The sequence below is a fragment of the Foetidibacter luteolus genome (assembly GCF_009650435.1).
Lineage (GTDB): Bacteria > Bacteroidota > Bacteroidia > Chitinophagales > Chitinophagaceae > Foetidibacter > Foetidibacter luteolus.
Genome location: NZ_VVIP01000022.1, coordinates 158,956 through 178,267, shown reverse-complemented (window position 1 = coordinate 178,267; position 19,312 = coordinate 158,956). Strand labels below are relative to the sequence as shown.

The window sequence follows — 19,312 nt, the reverse complement described above, 5'->3', positions numbered from 1 at the left end:
CGCCTCGCTTCGCAATACCCCTCTCCACAGCGTGGAGAGGGGCCGGGGGGTGAGGGTAATACACATACAACTCGCCACTATTCACATTTTTTTAAGGTTATGCACATTATTCGCAGGTTGAGGCAAGCTGCATTCGGCTACAACCCAATACTGTATTGGTTTTCAGCCAAAAATACCGTGTGGACAAAATGAAACGCTTTTATTTTGGCATAAAAGTGGGAAAAAGTGTTATTTTGTGGTAATTTATTAATCAATTTCTTCTAACACATGTAAATGGCTGGTTTTCTTGGCGAATATGAAGCAACGATTGACTCAAAAGGTCGGTTTCTCCTGCCGGGCGGCATTAAAAAAAAGCTGCCCGAAGGAACGACTACCCTTGTGGTTAACCGTGGCTTTGAAGGATGCCTGGTAATGTACCCTTTACCTGTTTGGGAAACCATAGAAGAAAAATTGAAAAAATTAAACGATTTAAACCCGAAGGTAAATCAATTCCGCACCGCTTTTTTGGCTGGCGCTTCAGAAGTTGAACTGGACAGTGCCGGTAGAATGTTGCTGCCGCCTTCGCTTAGAGAGTTTGCCGGTCTTACCAAAGACATTACACTTTCTCCGGATGTTGACAAGTTTAAAATCTGGGATACGGCTAAATACAAGAAGATCTTTGAACAAAGCGCCGATTTGTTCAGTGCACTGGCTGAAGAGGTTACCGGCGGGGTAAATGGCTGGTAAAACTAAAGCTGCTGTGTATGGCTAAACAGAAAAAAAACAAGCTTACGGTTACCAGTAACCAGCCACCGGCAGCCAGCAGCCAGGCGGGTTCTGATTATCACATACCGGTGCTATTCCACGAATGCCTGGATGCATTGGATATAAAGCCCGGCGGCGTTTATGTGGATTGCACTTTTGGTGGTGGCGGCCATAGCAGGGGCATACTGGAAAAGTTGGGGAAGAATGGCCGGTTGATAGCGTTTGACCAGGATGCGGATGCGCAGCAAAATATTCCTGCTGATGAGCGGGTAATTTTTGTACCGCAGAACTTTCGCCACCTGCAGCGTTTTTTACGCCTCTATAAATATCCAAAAGTAAATGGGGTACTGGCAGACCTTGGCGTTAGCAGCCACCAGTTTGACGAGGGGGAACGGGGCTTTTCAACACGGTTTGATGGCCCGCTGGATATGCGGATGGACAGGCGGCAAACCATAACAGCGGCGGATATACTTTCTAAATATACAGAACAGCAACTGCACAAGCTCTTTGAACAATACGGCGAGGTTACCAACGCCAAAACGCTGGCAAAGCATATTGTGCAAAACCGCAGCCACAGCAACCTGAAGACCATTGAAGCTTTTCGTGTGTTGCTGCAGCCGGTGGTAAAAGGCAACCCCAATAAATACCTGGCGCAGGTTTTTCAGGCGTTGCGCATAGAGGTAAATGATGAAATGGGCGCTTTAAAAGAAATGTTGCAGCAATTGCCGGAAGTGCTGGAAAGCGGTGGCCGTGCGGCAATTATCACTTTTCACTCTATAGAAGACAGGTTGGTAAAGAACTTTTTCAGGCAAGGGGCATTTGAGGAGACGCCGGATGAAAACCCGTTTATCTCTGTGGCAAAAGAGCAGTCATTAAAAGTGATTACTAAAAAACCTGTTGTGGCGGAGGCGGTGGAAGCAAAACAAAATCCACGTTCCAGGAGCGCTAAGCTTCGCGTAGCAGAAAGGGTTTAGGCAAAGAATTTTTATGGGCCCGGCAGGAGGATAACAATTAAGCATCGTTGCGTCGCACTCTTGTACTGCAGGATACGCTATGCAGCTTTTCCCGCAGAGTAGTATTGTCCACCGGCTGTAAGTTTTTGTTTCAGCTACCTCCGGTGCCGGATCTGGAAACTAAGTTCAAAGTGCATGTCATAACATAATTGAAAACGAATCCAGCTCTCCTCTCTGTCGGAGAAGGGTTGGGGGTGAGGTAAAAAATGGAAGAAAAAAATCAACAACAGGAAGTAAGGCAACCAAAGTTTGCCAACCCGCTTAAGGGTTTGTTCAACTATGGCTGGATAACAAGGAATATTCCCTTCTTTCTTTTCCTGGCATTACTGGCTGTTATATATATAGCCAATGGCCACATGGCCGATAAAACAATAAGGGATATTAACCGTACGGCAAGGGAAGTGAAAGAGCTGCAGTACGAATATAAAACGTTGAAGAGTGAAGTGATGTTCAGGAGCCGCGAAGCGGAACTGGTAAAAGCAGCAGAGCCATTGGGCTTAAAGCTTTCTACCGAGCCGCCGGTAAGGATAGTTTTAGAGAAAAGGGAATAAGGGGATGCTAAGTGATGAGCAGGGACATTCCCACTCACCACTCACTATTCACCACTCACCCTATCCAATATTTATCAAAAATCACACAACACCTATAGAAAAGCCTCTTGTGAAAAATCTTAATACCGGAACGGTGGAAGTAAAACGGGACATATTATGGCGGGTGTACCTAAGCTATATAGCGGTGGTAATTGTGTGTCTACTCATATTCGCCAGGGCGTTTTATATCCAGCAGTTTCAGGGTAATTACTGGCGGAGCATGAGCGACAGCCTTCACCAGAAAATTGAAGAAACGGATGCTGACCGTGGTACCATCTACAGCGAAGACGGCCAGATGTTAAGTACCAGCATCCCGCAGTTTGATGTGTATATAGATTTTGCGGCGGATGGGTTACGGCAAAAAAGCGGTAAGCGCTTTCGTGAAAACGTAGATTCTTTGAGTTATTGCCTGGCAGATTTGTTTAAAGACAAATCCAAGGCCGAATACAAGCGTATGCTGCAACAAGGTTACCGCGATAAAGACAGGTACTTTCTGTTAAGAAAGAAAACCAGTTTTCGTGAATACCAGCAGCTAAGAACTTTTCCGCTGGTAAGGCAGGGCCGCAACAAAAGCGGTTTTATAGCGGAAGTTAAAAGCATAAGGCTCAATCCTTACCAGCTTCTGGCTTACAGAACTATTGGGCTTGACAGGGAAAATGCTCAAAAAGTAGGGCTTGAACAAACCTACGACACCCTCCTGAAAGGCACTACAGGTAAACGCCTGGTAAGATATATAGCTGGCGGCGTAAGCGTACCGGTGGATAATGATTACGAAGTGGAACCGGAAAACGGGCGTGACATTATTACAACACTGGATGTACATATACAGGAGATTACAGAGAACGCCCTGATGAAGATGATGGTGGAAAATGAAGCGGAGCATGGTTGCGCCATAGTGATGGAAGTAAAAACAGGTAAGGTTAAAGCCATAGCCAACCTGGGCAAAAGAACAGATGGGAGTTACTGGGAAGATTTCAACTACGCGTTAACGCCTACGGAGCCTGGCTCAACCTTTAAGCTGGCAACGATGCTCTCGCTGCTGGAAGACAAAAAAGTTTCTTTGAACACGATGGTGAATTTGAACGGTGGTACCTGGCAGGTTGCCGGCAGAACAGTATACGACAGCGAAAACCATGGCCTTGGTATGGTTACTACAAAGCATGCTTTTGAAGAAAGCTCCAATGTAGGTATGGCAAAGCTGGCTGTTAACGCTTATGCTTCAACACCATCACAGTTTGTAAACCATTTGCGCAAGCTGGGCCTGGATAGTGTTACCGGCATTGACTTAACAGGCGAACGCAGGCCGGTTGTTTACCGCCCCGGCAGTAAATACTGGAGCAACACAACATTGCCCTGGATGGCTTTTGGATACAACCTGGCCATTACGCCCATGCATACAGCCATGTTGTACAACGCGGTTGCGAACAACGGTAAAATGCTAAGGCCTTATTTGTTAAGTGGTATCAGGCAGGATGGTATTCTTATAAAGGAAACTGCGCCTGTTGTGGCTAAAGAAAAAATCTGCAGCGATGCTACACTGCACCAGCTCATTGAATGCTTAAAAGGAGTATGCATAGAAGGTACAGGTAAAACATTGTTTAAAGGCAGTGCTTACCAGGTGGCTGGTAAAACAGGCACAGCACTCGTAGCCAATGGTGCAAGAGGATATGCTGACCATATTTACCAATCCTCTTTCGCTGGTTTTTTTCCTGCTGATAACCCGCAATATACCTGCGTGGTGATTATCAAGAATAAACCTTTTGCAAAGAAGTTTTATGGCGCCGCGGTGGCCGGGCCGGTGTTTAAAGAAATAGCTGACAGGCTATATACCATGTTTGTACGGCAGAGCAAAGACGTGCAGTATGCCAGCATATCCCGTAACGATAGTATCGGTTATCATTATGCGGGGATGTATAAAGAAATGAAGTCGTTGATTGCATCGCTGGGTATTAATCATAAAGATTCTGCAAGAGAAGATGCTGTTATTGGAAGAATAAAAAAAGAGAACGGTTTTGCAGTAATGGATGGTTACAAAACAAGCGAGAAGCAAATGCCGCAGCTTGCAGGTTTAGGCTTAAAAGACGCGGTGTATGTGTGCGAGAATATAGGGCTGAAAGTAAACGCCAAAGGCCGTGGCAAAGTTACTGCCCAGTCAATAACGGCGGGGCAGCAGGTGGCAAGGGGGCAGGTGATAAACATACAATTGAACTAGAAGAGTTTTATGGGCCCGGCAGCGGGAACAGTGATGAGGTCCCGAAACTTCGGGATTGCGTCGCACTCTTGTACGGCTTGTTCGCTGCGCAGCACATTAACTGGTTGGTAAAGCATGTATTACAATTTGAATTGACAATATCATTATAAATGGCAGGTACTAACGAGGATAGCGGAACGGTTAACTCTCCTTTAGGGGCTGGGGATAAAACATTACAGGACATATTGTATAAGGTCCGGCTTCTGTCTGTAAATGGCTCAACAGGAATAGCTGTTAACGATATTCAGATTGATTCAAGGAAGGTTAAAGCCGGGGCTGTATTTGTGGCCATACGGGGCGAAAAATCAGACGGTCACCAGTTCATTGAAAAAGCGGTTGAAGATGGCGCTGTTGCTGTAGTGGTAGAAGCTATGCCTTCCTCAGTAAAAGAAGGCATCACATATATACAGGTAGCCAACACACACGAGGCTGTTGCTTATATGGCGCACAACTTTTATAATGAGCCTTCTGTAAAACTTAAGCTCGTGGGTGTTACCGGTACCAACGGAAAAACAACCATTGCCACAGTGTTGTACAATCTTTTTACAGAGTTGGGCTACAAGTGCGGTTTGATAAGTACGGTGCAGAACCATATAGGTGCGGAGATAGTGCCTTCCACGCATACCACGCCAGATGCCATTAGCCTCAATGCTTTGCTAAAGCGCATGCTGGATGGCGGTTGTACACACGTGTTTATGGAATGCAGCAGCCATGCCATACACCAGCACCGCATAACGGGGCTGCATTTTGCCGGTGCGCTGTTCAGCAACATAACACACGACCACCTGGATTATCACAAAACATTTGATGAATATATACGGGTTAAGAAAAGCTTCTTTGACAATTTGAGCAGCGATGCATTCGCCATTTCCAATGCGGATGACAAGCGCGGCGCCGTAATGCTGCAGAATACTGTTGCAAAAAAGTATTTCTACAGCCTGAAGAATGTAGCAGAGTTTAAAGGTAAAATATTGGAGAATGCGCTTACCGGCTTGCTGATGACGATAAACGACCGTGAAGTGCATTTCAGGTTGATTGGAGAGTTTAATGCGTATAACCTGCTGGCTGTTTACGGAGCCGCGGTTTGCCTGGGCGAAAATGCGGAAGAAGTACTGCGGATATTAAGCCTTTCAAGGGGCGCCGAGGGAAGGTTTGATTATATCATCAGTTATAACAAGATCATTGGTATTATAGACTATGCCCACACACCAGATGCGCTGGATAACGTACTGGCCACCATTAAAAAACTGCGTAAGGGCTATGAGAAGGTAATAACCGTAGTGGGTTGCGGTGGCGACAGGGATAAGACCAAACGTCCCATTATGGCGCAAGCCGCCGCAGATCTTAGCGACAGGGTGATACTAACCAGTGATAACCCCAGGAGCGAAGACCCGCAGGCCATTATTACAGAAATGGAAGCTGGCCTAAATAGCGCTGGTAAAAGAAAAGCCATCTCAATTGTTGACAGGCGGGAGGCGATTAAAACAGCGGTAAGCCTGGCCAATGAAGAAGACATCATACTGGTGGCAGGCAAAGGCCATGAAAAATACCAGGAGATAAAAGGGGTTAAGCATCCCTTCGATGATAAGGCAGTGCTGAAGGAAATGTTTGAGTTGTTAGGAAAGTGAGCAGAAAAAAGTGAAAACTGAGTTAGAAACGTTAATGAAAGTTAATAAGATCTTATAGAGCCGTGGTAAGTGATGAAGGTAATTGAATGGATTTGTCCCCACTCACTACTGCCCACTCACCACTCACAAACCAACTATGCTATACAGTTTATTTAATTATCTAAAACAGGAATTCAATTTGAGCGGGGCTGGATTATTCCAGTTTATCACGTTCAGAATTGTTTTGGCCATCCTGTTGTCTCTGCTTATTGCTACTGTATATGGAAGGCGTGTGATAAACCTGTTAAAGAAAAGGCAGATAGGCGAAACCGTGCGTGACCTTGGGCTTGCAGGCGAGCAATCAAAAAAAGGAACACCCACCATGGGCGGTATCATCATCCTGCTGGCAATACTGATACCTACACTATTGTTTGCTGATTTAAGCAAAGTATACATAAGACTGATGTTATTGTGTACGGTTTGGCTAGGTGTAATTGGCTTCCTGGATGATTATTTTAAACTGAAGGCAAGAAAGAAGGCTCAGGAAAAGGGGGAGAAATACCAGAAAAAAGACAGCGATGGTTTGGCAGGTGTTACCAAGATAATAGGGCAGATAGGGTTGGGTATCATCATAGGCGCTACACTCTATTTTAACAACAACGTGTTGGTTGAGAGAGAACTGGTGAACCCGGGCGAAACAATTGAACAGGTAATGCAGCCAGGTGAAAGGCTGGGACGGGACAGCAATATTGTGGTGAGAAAAATAGATGGTGTAGAGAGAAGGTTCGTTAAGGTAAGAACGCCCATTACAACAATTCCTTTTGTTAAGAACCACGAGTTTAATTACAGTAAGCTGATAAGCTGGATTGGTACCGGAGCCGAGCAATACACCTGGATTATTTACATCATCATTGTAACGTTCATCATAACCGCGGTATCAAATGGGGCAAACCTTACGGATGGGTTAGATGGGTTGGCGGCCGGTGTTAGTGCATTCATAGGAGCCGGCATACTTGTATTTGCTTATGTAAGTGGCAACTATCGTTTCGCGGATTACCTGAACGTAATGTACATACCCAATCTTGGCGAGCTATCCATTTTTATCGCGGCATTCGTTGGTGGGTGTGTGGGCTTTCTATGGTACAATGCTTTTCCGGCCCAGGTGTTTATGGGCGATACGGGCAGCCTTGCATTAGGCGGTATTATTGCTTCGCTGGCTATAATTATCAGGAAAGAATTGCTGATACCTATTTTTTGCCTGGTGTTCCTGGTAGAAAACTTAAGTGTGATTATACAGGTAAGCTATTTCAAATACACAAAGAAAAAGTATGGTGAAGGCCGAAGGGTGTTTTTGATGAGCCCGCTGCACCACCATTACCAGAAAAAAGGATTTCATGAAAGTAAGATAGCAGTGCGCTTCTGGATAATTACGATACTATGTGTTTTATTCTCTATAATAACACTGAAGATAAGGTAGTGGCTGGTTGCAGGATGCTGAAAAGTGTTATAGCGGGAAGGATGAAAAGGAATAATAAACCTGTTGCACAATGCTGAACAAACAACAGAACGTACAAGAGTGCGACGCAAGAGAAGCCTTATAGTAGTTCGTCCTGCTGGGCCCATAAAAAAGAAAAAATGAATGAACATACATCTGATAGTAAAAACGGGCATAACCTGGTAATACTGGGCAGTGGCGAGAGTGGGGTTGGTGCAGCATTACTGGGAAAGCAAAAAGGATATGAAGTGTTTGTGAGTGATGGTGGCCCTATAAAAAACAATTACAAAAAAGAGCTCATTGATAATGGAATTGCGTTTGAAGAAAACGGCCATACTGAACAAAAAATACTTGCAGCGGATGAAGTGGTAAAAAGCCCCGGAATACCTGATAAGAATGAACTGGTAAAGAAGATAAGGGCAAAGGGGATACCGGTGATTAGTGAAATAGAACTGGCTTACCGTTTTAAGGGCGATAGCAGGATTGTTGCAATAACGGGCAGTAATGGCAAGAGTACTACAACGTCTCTCATTTATCATATGTGTAAACAGGCGGGTTTGGATTGTGCGCTGGTGGGTAACATAGGATATTCATTCGCTAAGCAGGTGGCTGAAAATCCGAAGCCTTTGTATGTAGCGGAAATAAGTTCTTTTCAGTTAGATGACATTAAAGAATTCAGGCCTGATATTGCTTTGCTGCTGAACATTACAGAAGACCATTTAGACAGGTACGATTATAAGTTTCAGAACTACATCAACAGCAAATTCAGGATAATAGAGAACCAACAGCCGGGAGATTATTTCATCTACAACGATGATGATGAGGTAATCACGAACCATATAAAAACCATATCACTTACAACTAACCCATTGCCATTTTCTATGACACACGAAGTACAAACAGGCGCTTACATTAAAGGAGACAGGATGGTATTAAGAGCTAAAGACCAGGATGAACGTGTTACAATGAATGTTAACGATTTTGTGCTGAAGGGCAAACACAATCAATACAACACCATGGCAGCAGGAATAGCAGGCTCCGTGCTTGACATAAGGAAGGAAAAGATAAGAGACTCCATGACAACTTTTGAAAGCCTGGAGCACCGTATGGAACATGTAGCAACGGTAAAGGGTGTTGAATATATTAACGACAGCAAGGCAACCAATGTAAACAGTACCTGGTATGCGCTGGAAAGTATGAAGCAACCGGTAGTGCTGATACTTGGGGGCGTTGACAAAGGCAACGACTATACCATACTGGAAGAGCTGGTAACAGAAAAAGTAAAAGCCATTGTTTGCATGGGTTTGGACAACGAGAAAATACATCATGCACTTGAACCGTTTGTACCGGTAATGGTAGATACCAAAAGTGCACAGGAAGCTGTTAATGCCAGTTACAGGCTTGCAGAAAAAGGCGATGTGGTATTGCTTAGCCCGGCATGTTCAAGCTTTGACCTGTTTAAGAATTATGAAGACAGGGGCACGCAGTTTAAGAATGCAGTAAAAGAACTCTGATTGTAAATTAAAAAGTGTTGTATAAAGTACTTCGTACTTCTTACCTCGTATTTGGATAAATGTTTAATGAAGCCGCAGATAAATTATTCTCACAGTTTGCGCCGGCAGAAGGCGCAGGTGCCAAGCTATTGCCTAAAACAAATGGCGATAAATACATCTGGGGCACCGCGATATTGCTGGCGCTTACATCGCTGCTCGTTGTGTACAGCGCAACAGGTTCTTTGGCATACAAATTATACAGGGGCAATACAGAAGTATATCTCTTCAAGCAGTTATCATTCATTGCAATCGGCTTAACAGGCATTTACTTTTTGCACCGCGTTAATTATACGTTGTATTCCAGGGTGTCGCTGGTATTGTATCTAATCTCAGTGCCGTTGTTGTTTTATACATTGTTTTTTGGCGCGGAAATAAACGAGGGCAGCCGCTGGATAAAACTGCCGGTTATCAACTTAACCATACAAACCAGCGACTTTGCAAAGCTGGCCCTGTTTATGTATATATCCCGCCAGCTAAGCCGCAAGCAGGATGTGATAAAAGATTTTAAACAGGGCTTTCTGCCCATCATTATACCCGTTGGTTTAACCTGCGCATTAATTATGCCGGCCAACCTGTCCAACGCATTGTTAACAGGCGCTACATCATTGCTGTTGCTGTTTATAGGCCGTGTGAGTTTTAAACATATATCACTGGTAATTGGTGTGGCGTTAATACCGGTGTTAATCATCATCAGCGTAGCGGTAGCAACACACAGCAGTAAAAAAACAACTAATAAAAAATCCGCGGTGGTAGAAGGGTTGCATTCATTCGGCCGCTTTGGTACATGGGTAAAACGTGTGCAGGATTATATATATGCATCCGAGGCAGAAGTGCCTTACCAGGTGCAACAGGCAAAAATAGCCATAGCCAACGGCGGCATTTTATACGGCAAAGGGCCCGGCAACAGTTTGCAGCGTAACTATTTGCCGCAGGCGTATAACGACTTTATCTATGCCATCATCATTGAAGAGTATGGTTTGCTGGGCGGTGCATTCATCATATTCATTTATATGATTTTTCTGTTCAGGTGCATCCGTATATTCCGGCGTTGCCCTTATGCCTTTGGCGCTTTTCTCGCACTGGCATTAAGTTTCACGCTGGTAATACAGGCCGTTGCAAATATGGCGGTAAATGTAAACCTGGTGCCGGTAACCGGTGTAACACTTCCGTTGGTAAGTATGGGTGGCAGTTCTTTCTTGTTTACCTGTGCGTCCATCGGTATCATATTAAGTGTGGCAAGAAACCTGGAGCAAATGGAAGGGAAGAAAGAAGAAGCAGTCAATAGTCAATCGGCCACGTAGTCAGAAAGTTGTGTAAGCAGGATAAAGAAGAAAATTATGGGCCCGGCAGAGCGAACTACTATGAGGCCCCGTTGCGTCGCACTCTTGTACGGTTTGTTCGCTACGCGGCTTTTCCCGCAGGATAGCTTTTGTTTCTTCCGCCTCCGGCGCCAGAAACATTGATACAGCATCCTGTCGTTGAGGAGATTCTTAAAGCGGCATATTAGCAGAAGGGGAAAATTGTATCGCTATTAACAAAAGCAGGTTTAACAACAGGCAATGAACATAACGGATGATGCGAATAACGAAGATGTTGCTAACTCCCCCTTCAGGGGGGTGGGCGGTAAATTCATCATAGCCGGTGGCGGTACCGGCGGGCACATATTCCCTGCCATTGCCATAGCCAACGCATTAAAACAATTACAACCGCAGGCAGAAATATTGTTTGTTGGCGCAAAGGGCAAAATGGAAATGGAAAAAGTGCCGCAGGCCGGGTATAACATAAAAGGATTGGATATAGCAGGCTTCAACCGCAGTTCTTTGATAAAGAATATTTCGCTGCCTTTTAAGCTCATCAAAAGCTTTTACCAGGTAAGGCAGATTGTGAACGAGTTTAAGCCAGTCGCGGTAATAGGAGTAGGTGGCTATTCAAGCTTTCCCGTGCTCAAGTATGCACAAAGCCGGGGGATACCAACTTTTATACATGAAAGCAATTCATTTGCCGGCAAAGCTAATATAATGCTTGGCAAGAAAGCTACCAGGGTATTTGTAGCTGGTGATGGCATGGAAAAGTTTTTTCCGGCAGACAAAATAGTAGTTACCGGCAACCCTGTTAGAAAAAATATTGCCGCTTCAACGGTATCCAGGGAAGAGGCACTCCGGTTCTTTGATTTAAAAGAAGATAAAGTAACCATCCTGGTAGTAGGCGGCAGCCTGGGCGCAAAAAGTATTAATGAAGTTATACTGGCCCACATACTGGACTTGGCGCCGCTGGATTTGCAGCTTATCTGGCAAACGGGCAAAACCCATGCGGATGTTTATAAGGAAAGAGGTAAACCACTGGAGAATGTTTGGGTGGGTGAGTTTATTGTTGAAATGGACAAAGCCTATGCCGCGGCTGATGTAGTGATATCAAGGGCGGGGGCAATGGCTGTAACGGAATTATGTGTGGTAAAAAAGCCGGTGGTATTCGTTCCTTATCCGCATGCCGCTGAAGACCATCAAACAGTGAATGCCCGGCATTTGGTTGAAAAAGATGCGGCAGTAATGGTTAAGGATAGTGAAGCGCATGCAAAATTATTTCCTGAAATAATTACGCTGGCAAAGAGTGCCAGCCTGCAGGAAAAACTAAAAAAGAACATTGCACAATTGGCAATAACCGATGCCGATATAAAAATAGCAAGGGAGATACTTGTTTCTGTTCAATAAAGAATACTATGAATGAGTGATGCTGCAAAAAAAATAAAGCTGTTACAAAACTCCCCTTCAGGGGGTGGGGTTGTAATTTATTTTATAGGTATAGGGGGCATAGGTATGAGTGCGCTTGCAAGATACTTTCATGCTAAGGGAGCGCAGGTAAGCGGCTATGACAGAACACCAACACCGCTTACAGGGGAGCTTGAAAAAAGTGGTATTACCATTCACTATCATGAAGATGTGGAGTTGATTCCGAAAGAGGTGGATGTGATAGTGTACACACCGGCTATTCCCAAAGAGCAGAAAGAGCTGGTTTATTATCGTGAAAACGGTTATGAAGTTGTAAAGCGCAGCGATGTATTGCAATGGCTTACTGAAAGTTCTTTTAACATATGTGTGGGGGGAACACATGGCAAAACAACCATAACCACTATGGTAGCACACTTACTGCGTGATACCGGTTATGGTTGCAATGCCTTTCTTGGAGGTATATCCGCTAACTATAGTACTAACTTCTGGAGCAGCGAAAGAAATGTGGTAGTGGTTGAAGCGGATGAATACGACAGGAGCTTTTTGAAACTGGTGCCTGATGTAGCTGTAGTAACGGCCATGGATCCCGACCACCTGGATATTTATGGCACGGCTGAGGAAGTGGAAAATGCTTTTGTGCAATTCTCCCAAAAAGTAAAACCGGGTGGTTGCCTGGTCACTAAGTATGGTTTAAAAAGAAGTGCGGAATTAAAGGCCGCTAACCATTTCACCTACAGCTTGTACGATACCAATGCGGACGTGCATACGGCTGATGTGAAAGTGGAAAATGGTTCTTACAGGTTTAATGTAGTGGGTAAAGATTGGCAGTTGAAAGATGTATTGCTGCACATGGGTGGGTTGCACAATATTGAGAACAGCCTTGCCGCCATAACGGTAGCTAAATACCTGGGCATTGAAGATAAAAAGATAAAAGCCGCTGTCGCCTCGTTTAAGGGCGTAAGGAGAAGGTTTGAATACGTATTAAAGACCAGTGATGGAAAAGTGTTGATTGATGATTATGCACACCATCCTGAAGAACTGAAGGCGTTGATAAGTGGTGTACGTAGTTTGTTCGCTGAGGAAAAATGTACGGTGGTGTTCCAGCCGCATTTGTTTAGCCGCACTAACGACCTGCATAAGGAATTTGCCGAAAGCCTGGATATGGCGGATGAAGTGATACTGCTGCCCATATACCCGGCAAGGGAATTACCCGTGGAAGGTGTAACCAGCGACCTTATCCTCAATAACATGCAACTGCCGCAAAGGCAGGTGCTTTCTAAAGAGGCAATGATAAATTGGGTAAAATTAAATAAGCCTAAGCTGTTGGTAATGTGCGGGGCAGGGGATATAGATGCATTGGTGGGAAGGGTGAAAGAGGTAGTGAGTGGTGAATAGTGAGTGGCGAGTAGGGAGTAATAAAATCAATGCTGTTTGCTTAATGTTGTCAGCCTGAGCTTGTCGAAGGCGGCGTCACAAGAATAACATTCATCCAACCGGCTACCAGCAACCGGCAACCTGTAACTAAAATGTGGAAGAAACGAATCATATTAACCCTTTGGGTATTGTTAGGGTCAGCAACAATTGTGCTGCTGGTTTCTGCCATGCATAAGAAGGAGATAAAAACGGTAAGCGATATAAAGGTAGAAATAGAAGGTGCGGAGCAACATGTGTTTGTGGATGAGAAAGACATTATTGATTTTCTCAACAAGATGGGGGTAAAAAAGGGAACAGAGTTGTTCAGGATTGATACACGCCACTTAGAAGATGGATTAAAAATGAATGGCTGGATACGGGATGCGGATTTGTTCTTTGATAACAACAGCATACTGCATGTAGATATACAGGAACGTGAACCGATGGCGAGGATTTTCACCATCAGCGGTAACTCTTTTTACATAGATAGCAGCGGTAAACGTTTACCGTTGAGTGATAACCTTAGTGCAAGGGTGCCGGTATTTACTTCTTATCCCTCGGATAACAAAAAACTATCGGCCCCGGATAGCGTGGTGTTAGCTGAAATAAAGTACATAGCGCAACACATACAACGGGATAGCTTTTGGCTGCAGCAGGTGGCACAGGTTGACCTTACACCGCAGCATACTTATGAAATAGTTCCTGTGCTGGGTAACCAGGTTATTACATTGGGCGATACCAGCAACCTGGCAGATAAGTTTAACCGGCTGTACAGCTTTTACAGGCAGGTTTGGGCAAAGGCAGGGTTTGAAAAATATGAACGCATTGATGTGCAGTACGATGGCCAGGTAGTGGCATCAAGAAGGGGGGCGGCAAAGCCTTACCTGGATTCTGCCAAAGCCATGCAGCAGTTAAGCAGCAGCCTGCGGCAAATGAATACCATGATGCGTGATACCAGCGTAGGTATGGATGCAAAACTGCTGAATGTGGTAAAAGATACGTCGGTAAAAAAAGTATTGCCGGCGAAAATAATGAACAGGCCCCAGGTAAAACCGAAACCTGTACTAAAAGCAAAAGCGCCTGTTGTAAAAAAGAAGACAGTAAAAAAAACGGTGAACAACAGTAAGAGCAGGAAGCCTAAGGCTGTGTTGCAGCGGCACTATTAATACAATGCACTAAACAGAAACAACATCAACAACTAAAATACACATCTATGAACCCGATTGAAGCGCCCATCATTGTGGGTCTTGATATTGGTACAACGAAAATCGCCGCCATTGCAGGGCGAAAAAATGAGTACGGAAAGCTGGAGATTCTTGGCTTTGGCCGTGCCAACAGCAATGGCGTGCAGCATGGACAGGTACTCAATATTGACCAGACCATCAAAGCCATTCAGCAGGCGCTGGTAAACTGTGCTGAAAGTAACCCCGACCTCGAAATTTCTGAAGTGTATGTAGGCGTGGCGGGCCACCACATTAAAAGCCTGCAAACACGTGGCGACATAGTGCGCCAAAACCCGGAAATAGAAATTGAACGCTGGGAAGTGGAACAACTGATAGAAAACCAGCGCAAGACTTTTATTCCCGCCGGCGACCAGATCATAGATGTGATACCACAGGATTTTCATGTGGATAACTATCAGAACATTAAGGATGCAATTGGCTATAATGGCGTGAAAGTTGGTGCAAACTTCCACATTATTACCGGCGACAGAAATGCCATACGCAATATCAACCGTTCTGTTGAACGCAGCGGCCTTAAAACAAAAGACCTTGTGTTGCAGCCACTGGCTTCAGCATCGGCAGTTATGAGCGATATTGATATGGAGGCCGGCGTAGCCATACTGGATATCGGCGGCGGCACCAGCGACCTAGCTGTGTTTTATGATGGTATCCTTAAGCATACCGCTGTAATACCCTTTGGTGGCGAAAATATTACCAACGATATACGCATGGGCCTTGGCGTTTTAAAGCAGCAGGCGGAGGCTATGAAAGTACAGTTTGGCGGTGCGCTGGCCGATGCCGCAAAAGCCAATGCCTACATTACCATACCAGGTATAAAGGGTATGCCGGCTAAAGAAATAAGCGTTAAAAACCTGGCAGGCATTATACAGGCCCGGATGAATGAGATACTGGACTTTGTTACCTATCACCTGAAGCAGGTAGGCCTTGATCCACGTGTTTTAAATGGTGGTATCATTTTAACCGGGGGCGGCTCGCAGCTAAAGCATTTAATTCAGCTAACCGAGTATACAACAGGTTTAAATGCAAGAATAGGTTACCCCAACGAGCACCTGGCCGCCAACCATATAGATGAGCTGAAGAAACCCATGTATGCCACCTGTATTGGTTTAATATTAAAAGGCTATAGTGATTATGAACACCACAATAAAGAGTTTAACAACCGCTTTACCAAAGTAGTGGCTGTACCGGATAACCTTAAAAAAGGCGATGCGGTGCAACCCGAAATAACTAAAGAAAAGGAAAACGGGGTTGATATAAAAAAACGCAAAGGCCTTAACAGCTTCTGGGACAAATTTAAAGACAGCATCATTGATTTGTTTAAGGAAGAAGGAGATATGGAGATTAAATAAATACAGGTTGCAGGATGCTGGTAACTGGTTGGATAAATTACAAATTCCGGTTTTTTACACCAGCTACCTGAAACCTGCCACCGGCAACTTACATACTAACTAACCCATCTAAATTTAAAAAATAACAGTTATGATACACTTTGATCTGCCGAAACAAAAGTCATCCATCATTAAGGTTCTTGGTGTAGGAGGTGGCGGAAGCAATGCGGTAAACTACATGTTCGCGGAAAATATTGAAGGTGTAGATTTTATTATTTGTAACACAGATGCCAAGGCGCTTGAACAGAGCACCGTGCACAATAAAATACAGCTTGGGCCGCATCTTACACAAGGTCTTGGCGCAGGCGCTAACCCGGAAGTTGGCAAGCAGGCCACAGAAGAATCGCTGGAAGAAATAAAGCGCATACTGGAGGTAAACACCAAGATGGCTTTTATCTGCGCAGGCATGGGGGGCGGTACCGGCACCGGCGGCGCTCCTATCATTGCGAAGATCTGCAGAGACCTCGGCATACTTACCGTGGGTATTGTAACTACGCCATTTGGTTTTGAAGGCCCGCGCCGCAGGCAGCAGGCAGAGCTTGGTATCAAGCAACTGGAGCCCTATGTGGATACACTGCTTGTTATCAGCAACGATAAGCTGCGCATGCAGTACGGTAACCTTAAAATGAAGGAAGCCTTCGGCAAAGCCGATGATGTATTAGCTACAGCCGCCAAATGTATTACCGATATCATCAACAGCCGCGGCCATATTATTGTTGACTTTGCAGACGTATGCACCGTTATGAAAAACGGCGGTGTGGCCATATTGGGCAGCGCCGCTGTAGAAGGTGAAGACAGGGCGCAGCAGGCTATTGAAGAAGCATTAAACTCTCCGCTACTGAACGACAACGATATCCGCGGCGCTAAATGGATACTTATTAACATCAACAGTGCCGAAGGCGAGTTTGAATGCACGATGGATGAACTGGAGATTATTAACGATTACATGCGCCAGCAGGCGGGCGAGCATACCGATGTGATTGTAGGTATGGGGTACGACAACTCCCTGGATAAAAAGATTGGCATTACGCTTATAGCAACAGGTTTTGAACATAAAGACCCCTTTGCTAAAAGAGAGCAGGTTGCCGAAAAAAAGGCTGAGCCAAAGCCCGAAAAAATTATGATGACACTGGGTGTTGAAGGCGACGAGAAGAAAATGTACCAGGCGCCGCAGCAGCAAACATTGTCATTTGAAGATAAAGACCCATTCGCTCCAAAGTTGATGGAAACAACGGGCGAAAAGGTAATTGTGCCTGCCAAATTGTATGAAGAACCTCTTTCCGTACCACAGCAAAATGATGAGCCGCAAACCATCAGGCTGGAGCTTTCACCTGAGATTACCGAAGTGAAGAAAGAAGAGCCTGCACCGGTGGCTGAGAACCCGTTGGTGCAGATGCAGTACACAGAAAAGCCAACGGATAACGGCAGTGCGGTTAACAGCTACCTTAACCGGCCTTCCAACATTTACGCTTCTGTTCCCCAGCCGCCTGCAGAGCAGCCTAAGGAGGAAGTAAAGCCAGAGCCAAGGTTTACGCAGCCGGCGCCTGTAGCAAAACAGGAGCCTGCGGAAGACGAAGTGCAGTTTGGGTTTGTAATAAAGGAAGACAATGCAGTAAACAGCGCACCTGTTGGCAGCATTGTTAACGAAATGGACGAAGAAGAAGATCAAAAGCGCCGTGCGGCAGAGCGTATTCAAAAGCTGCGCAACCTGTCTTTCAACATGGGCAGTTCGGATATGAATACCGAGTTTGATAATGTGCCGGCTTATGTACGCCGCAACATGGAGTTGTTCGGTAATACACTTACCTCGGTAGAAAACTACTACAGCAAGTATGCGGTAAAGAAAGATGAAAACGATAAAACGCAGATATCTACTATCAATACTTTCTTAGACGGCAAGAAACCCGACTAATGATTCCTGGCTTCTCAATTGTGTTTTTAGTTGTTGTCCCTCCGGTGTAAACCGGGGGGATTTTTTGTTCCCGCCACCTCTGTTACCTCGGTTTCTGCCACCTTGGTGCCTCCGTTTCTGCCACCTTTGGTGCCAGAAACATCGTATAGAATAAGCAATAACAATTATTGTCCAGGCAGGATTGCTACTATTAAGCATCGTTGTGTCACTCACTTGTACACTACATCTTTACTGAGCAAGAAAACCAGCAATTTTCATCATTGCCCGAAGGGCATAAATAATAATAGCCCTGGGTGAAACCCGGGGTAAAAGAATGAGTCGTCCGGCAACCCTGCAAGGGTTGAATGCGCAAAAGGTTCAACCCCCTGCGGGGTTGGGCTGTCCCCATGCGGTAACCCCGGTTTGCAACCGGGGCTATTCTTAGTAAAGCCTTTCAGGCTTTTATAGAAGTATTTTTTTGGACCTCACCAACCATTTATTCAATTAACAGACTGGTAACCTGCAACTGGTAACCGGTAACTGTTTTCGGGTGAGGGATTGAAGCGGCTACCCCGGTGAGGCCATCGCAGCAGGGCCTTGTGCCGGAGTAATAGCGGAAAGCCCGGCCCGAGGTACGAGGGACACCCCCAAATACAACCGCAGAAGAGTGTAACATTCGTTGCTAAACCGGCACAGTATTTTAAATACAAGCGTTACTCCATCATCTCTGTCAGTTTTAAATTGGCAAAATCGCCACCAGAACCATTGCCAACCCAAAAGCCAATCTTGCCGTCGTTACGCTCATTTAGTTTTTTCACAACAAGAGAAGCTTTTTTGTTCCTGTTTACAAAAACGCTGATGGTGGGCGACTGTATTAAAATGCTTACATGAAACCAGCCGTTAGGGTCTGGCGCATCATAAAGAGAGTCTTCATAAACACCGGGGTGCCTGGAGCGTAAGGTTGGCCAGTCGTACAGCGGCATGGCAATGTATTGAACAGAGTGGTTTTTCCTGGCTGTATCTGAAGATTTAAAATTAAAGGGACGGAAATAAACCGCATCGTAAGTGCTGTCGTTTTTGCCATGGAAAGCTATACCCACAAAGCTCTGTTGCGGCACATCTTTTCCCTTTACATCAAACTCTATGGTGCCGTTGCTAAACGTAGGTTTGGGCAGCCATGTTACACCAACACCCGGTTGTTCATTCAGGTGAATACCATTTTTGTAATCCGCTTCAGTTGAAAGAGACATTTCCCTGTTAACAGGTTTCACCTTTTTGTCATTGCTAAGTTTAGCAAAATCCGGCTCTGAAACCCGGGTTCTTTGCGCATTGGCATTGGCGGCAGCCAGGCACAATACAACCATCGGCAGGCATATTTTAAGATAAGGGAAATTCAT

General features: G+C 45.1%; 14 protein-coding genes. 13 read left to right on the top strand and 1 reads right to left on the bottom strand.

Going from position 1 to position 19,312, the window contains the following annotated elements:
• Positions 1–273 precede the first annotated feature (273 nt).
• The 13 genes from mraZ to ftsZ all read left to right on the top strand — a co-directional run bounded on the left by mraZ (position 274) and on the right by ftsZ (position 17,936).
• Positions 274–726, top strand: coding sequence for a division/cell wall cluster transcriptional repressor MraZ (mraZ, locus tag F0364_RS06895; protein ID WP_153797032.1), 453 nt, complete (start codon positions 274–276; stop codon positions 724–726).
• 17 nt (positions 727–743) lie between these two features.
• Positions 744–1,718: a 16S rRNA (cytosine(1402)-N(4))-methyltransferase RsmH gene (gene rsmH, locus F0364_RS06890; RefSeq protein WP_153797031.1), complete on the top strand. Its 975-nt coding sequence runs from the start codon at positions 744–746 to the stop codon at positions 1,716–1,718.
• Positions 1,719–1,963: 245 nt separating this feature from the next.
• A complete protein-coding gene (locus F0364_RS06885) occupies positions 1,964–2,308 on the top strand; it encodes an FtsL-like putative cell division protein (protein ID WP_235921024.1) in 345 nt (114 codons plus the stop codon).
• Positions 2,309–2,417: 109 nt separating this feature from the next.
• Positions 2,418–4,559, top strand: coding sequence for a PASTA domain-containing penicillin-binding protein (locus F0364_RS06880; RefSeq protein ID WP_235921023.1), 2,142 nt, complete (start codon positions 2,418–2,420; stop codon positions 4,557–4,559).
• A gap of 149 nt (positions 4,560–4,708) precedes the next feature.
• Positions 4,709–6,226 (top strand): UDP-N-acetylmuramoyl-L-alanyl-D-glutamate--2,6-diaminopimelate ligase, encoded by a 1,518-nt coding sequence (locus F0364_RS06875; RefSeq protein ID WP_153797030.1) that lies wholly within the window; start codon positions 4,709–4,711, stop codon positions 6,224–6,226.
• 136 nt (positions 6,227–6,362) lie between these two features.
• Positions 6,363–7,682, top strand: a complete 1,320-nt coding sequence (gene mraY, locus F0364_RS06870) for a phospho-N-acetylmuramoyl-pentapeptide-transferase (RefSeq protein WP_153797029.1) — start codon at positions 6,363–6,365, stop codon at positions 7,680–7,682.
• A 158-nt stretch (positions 7,683–7,840) separates the two neighbouring features.
• Positions 7,841–9,214: a UDP-N-acetylmuramoyl-L-alanine--D-glutamate ligase gene (gene murD, locus F0364_RS06865; RefSeq protein WP_153797028.1), complete on the top strand. Its 1,374-nt coding sequence runs from the start codon at positions 7,841–7,843 to the stop codon at positions 9,212–9,214.
• A 59-nt stretch (positions 9,215–9,273) separates the two neighbouring features.
• On the top strand, positions 9,274–10,554 hold the full coding sequence (locus tag F0364_RS06860; protein WP_153797027.1) for an FtsW/RodA/SpoVE family cell cycle protein: 1,281 nt from the start codon (positions 9,274–9,276) through the stop codon (positions 10,552–10,554).
• A 258-nt stretch (positions 10,555–10,812) separates the two neighbouring features.
• On the top strand, positions 10,813–11,961 hold the full coding sequence (gene murG, locus F0364_RS06855; protein WP_153797026.1) for an undecaprenyldiphospho-muramoylpentapeptide beta-N-acetylglucosaminyltransferase: 1,149 nt from the start codon (positions 10,813–10,815) through the stop codon (positions 11,959–11,961).
• A gap of 12 nt (positions 11,962–11,973) precedes the next feature.
• Entirely contained in the window at positions 11,974–13,374 is a 1,401-nt protein-coding gene (gene murC, locus F0364_RS06850) for a UDP-N-acetylmuramate--L-alanine ligase (RefSeq protein ID WP_153797025.1), read from the top strand.
• 131 nt (positions 13,375–13,505) lie between these two features.
• On the top strand, positions 13,506–14,558 hold the full coding sequence (locus tag F0364_RS06845) for a cell division protein FtsQ/DivIB (RefSeq protein WP_153797024.1): 1,053 nt from the start codon (positions 13,506–13,508) through the stop codon (positions 14,556–14,558).
• A gap of 47 nt (positions 14,559–14,605) precedes the next feature.
• The gene (ftsA, locus tag F0364_RS06840) at positions 14,606–15,985 is read left to right on the top strand and encodes a cell division protein FtsA (RefSeq protein WP_153797023.1); all 1,380 of its coding nucleotides are present in this window, start codon (positions 14,606–14,608) and stop codon (positions 15,983–15,985) included.
• A 130-nt stretch (positions 15,986–16,115) separates the two neighbouring features.
• Positions 16,116–17,936, top strand: a complete 1,821-nt coding sequence (gene ftsZ / locus F0364_RS06835; RefSeq protein WP_153797022.1) for a cell division protein FtsZ — start codon at positions 16,116–16,118, stop codon at positions 17,934–17,936.
• Positions 17,937–18,628: 692 nt separating this feature from the next.
• Here ftsZ and F0364_RS06830 read toward each other — a convergent pair.
• A complete protein-coding gene (locus F0364_RS06830) occupies positions 18,629–19,312 on the bottom strand; it encodes a hypothetical protein (protein WP_153797021.1) in 684 nt (227 codons plus the stop codon).

Excerpts from the sequence above, each read along its gene's own strand:
- mraZ (WP_153797032.1), top strand. The coding sequence starts at position 274 with ATGGCTGGTTTTCTTGGCGAATATGAAGCAACGATTGACTCAAAAGGT.
- rsmH (WP_153797031.1), top strand. The coding sequence starts at position 744 with ATGGCTAAACAGAAAAAAAACAAGCTTACGGTTACCAGTAACCAGCCA.
- F0364_RS06885 (WP_235921024.1), top strand. The coding sequence starts at position 1,964 with ATGGAAGAAAAAAATCAACAACAGGAAGTAAGGCAACCAAAGTTTGCC.
- F0364_RS06875 (WP_153797030.1), top strand. The coding sequence starts at position 4,709 with ATGGCAGGTACTAACGAGGATAGCGGAACGGTTAACTCTCCTTTAGGG.
- mraY (WP_153797029.1), top strand. The coding sequence starts at position 6,363 with ATGCTATACAGTTTATTTAATTATCTAAAACAGGAATTCAATTTGAGC.
- murD (WP_153797028.1), top strand. The coding sequence starts at position 7,841 with ATGAATGAACATACATCTGATAGTAAAAACGGGCATAACCTGGTAATA.
- F0364_RS06860 (WP_153797027.1), top strand. The coding sequence starts at position 9,274 with ATGTTTAATGAAGCCGCAGATAAATTATTCTCACAGTTTGCGCCGGCA.
- murG (WP_153797026.1), top strand. The coding sequence starts at position 10,813 with ATGAACATAACGGATGATGCGAATAACGAAGATGTTGCTAACTCCCCC.
- murC (WP_153797025.1), top strand. The coding sequence starts at position 11,974 with ATGAGTGATGCTGCAAAAAAAATAAAGCTGTTACAAAACTCCCCTTCA.
- F0364_RS06845 (WP_153797024.1), top strand. The coding sequence starts at position 13,506 with ATGTGGAAGAAACGAATCATATTAACCCTTTGGGTATTGTTAGGGTCA.
- ftsA (WP_153797023.1), top strand. The coding sequence starts at position 14,606 with ATGAACCCGATTGAAGCGCCCATCATTGTGGGTCTTGATATTGGTACA.
- ftsZ (WP_153797022.1), top strand. The coding sequence starts at position 16,116 with ATGATACACTTTGATCTGCCGAAACAAAAGTCATCCATCATTAAGGTT.
- F0364_RS06830 (WP_153797021.1), bottom strand. The coding sequence starts at position 19,312 with ATGAATTTCCCTTATCTTAAAATATGCCTGCCGATGGTTGTATTGTGC.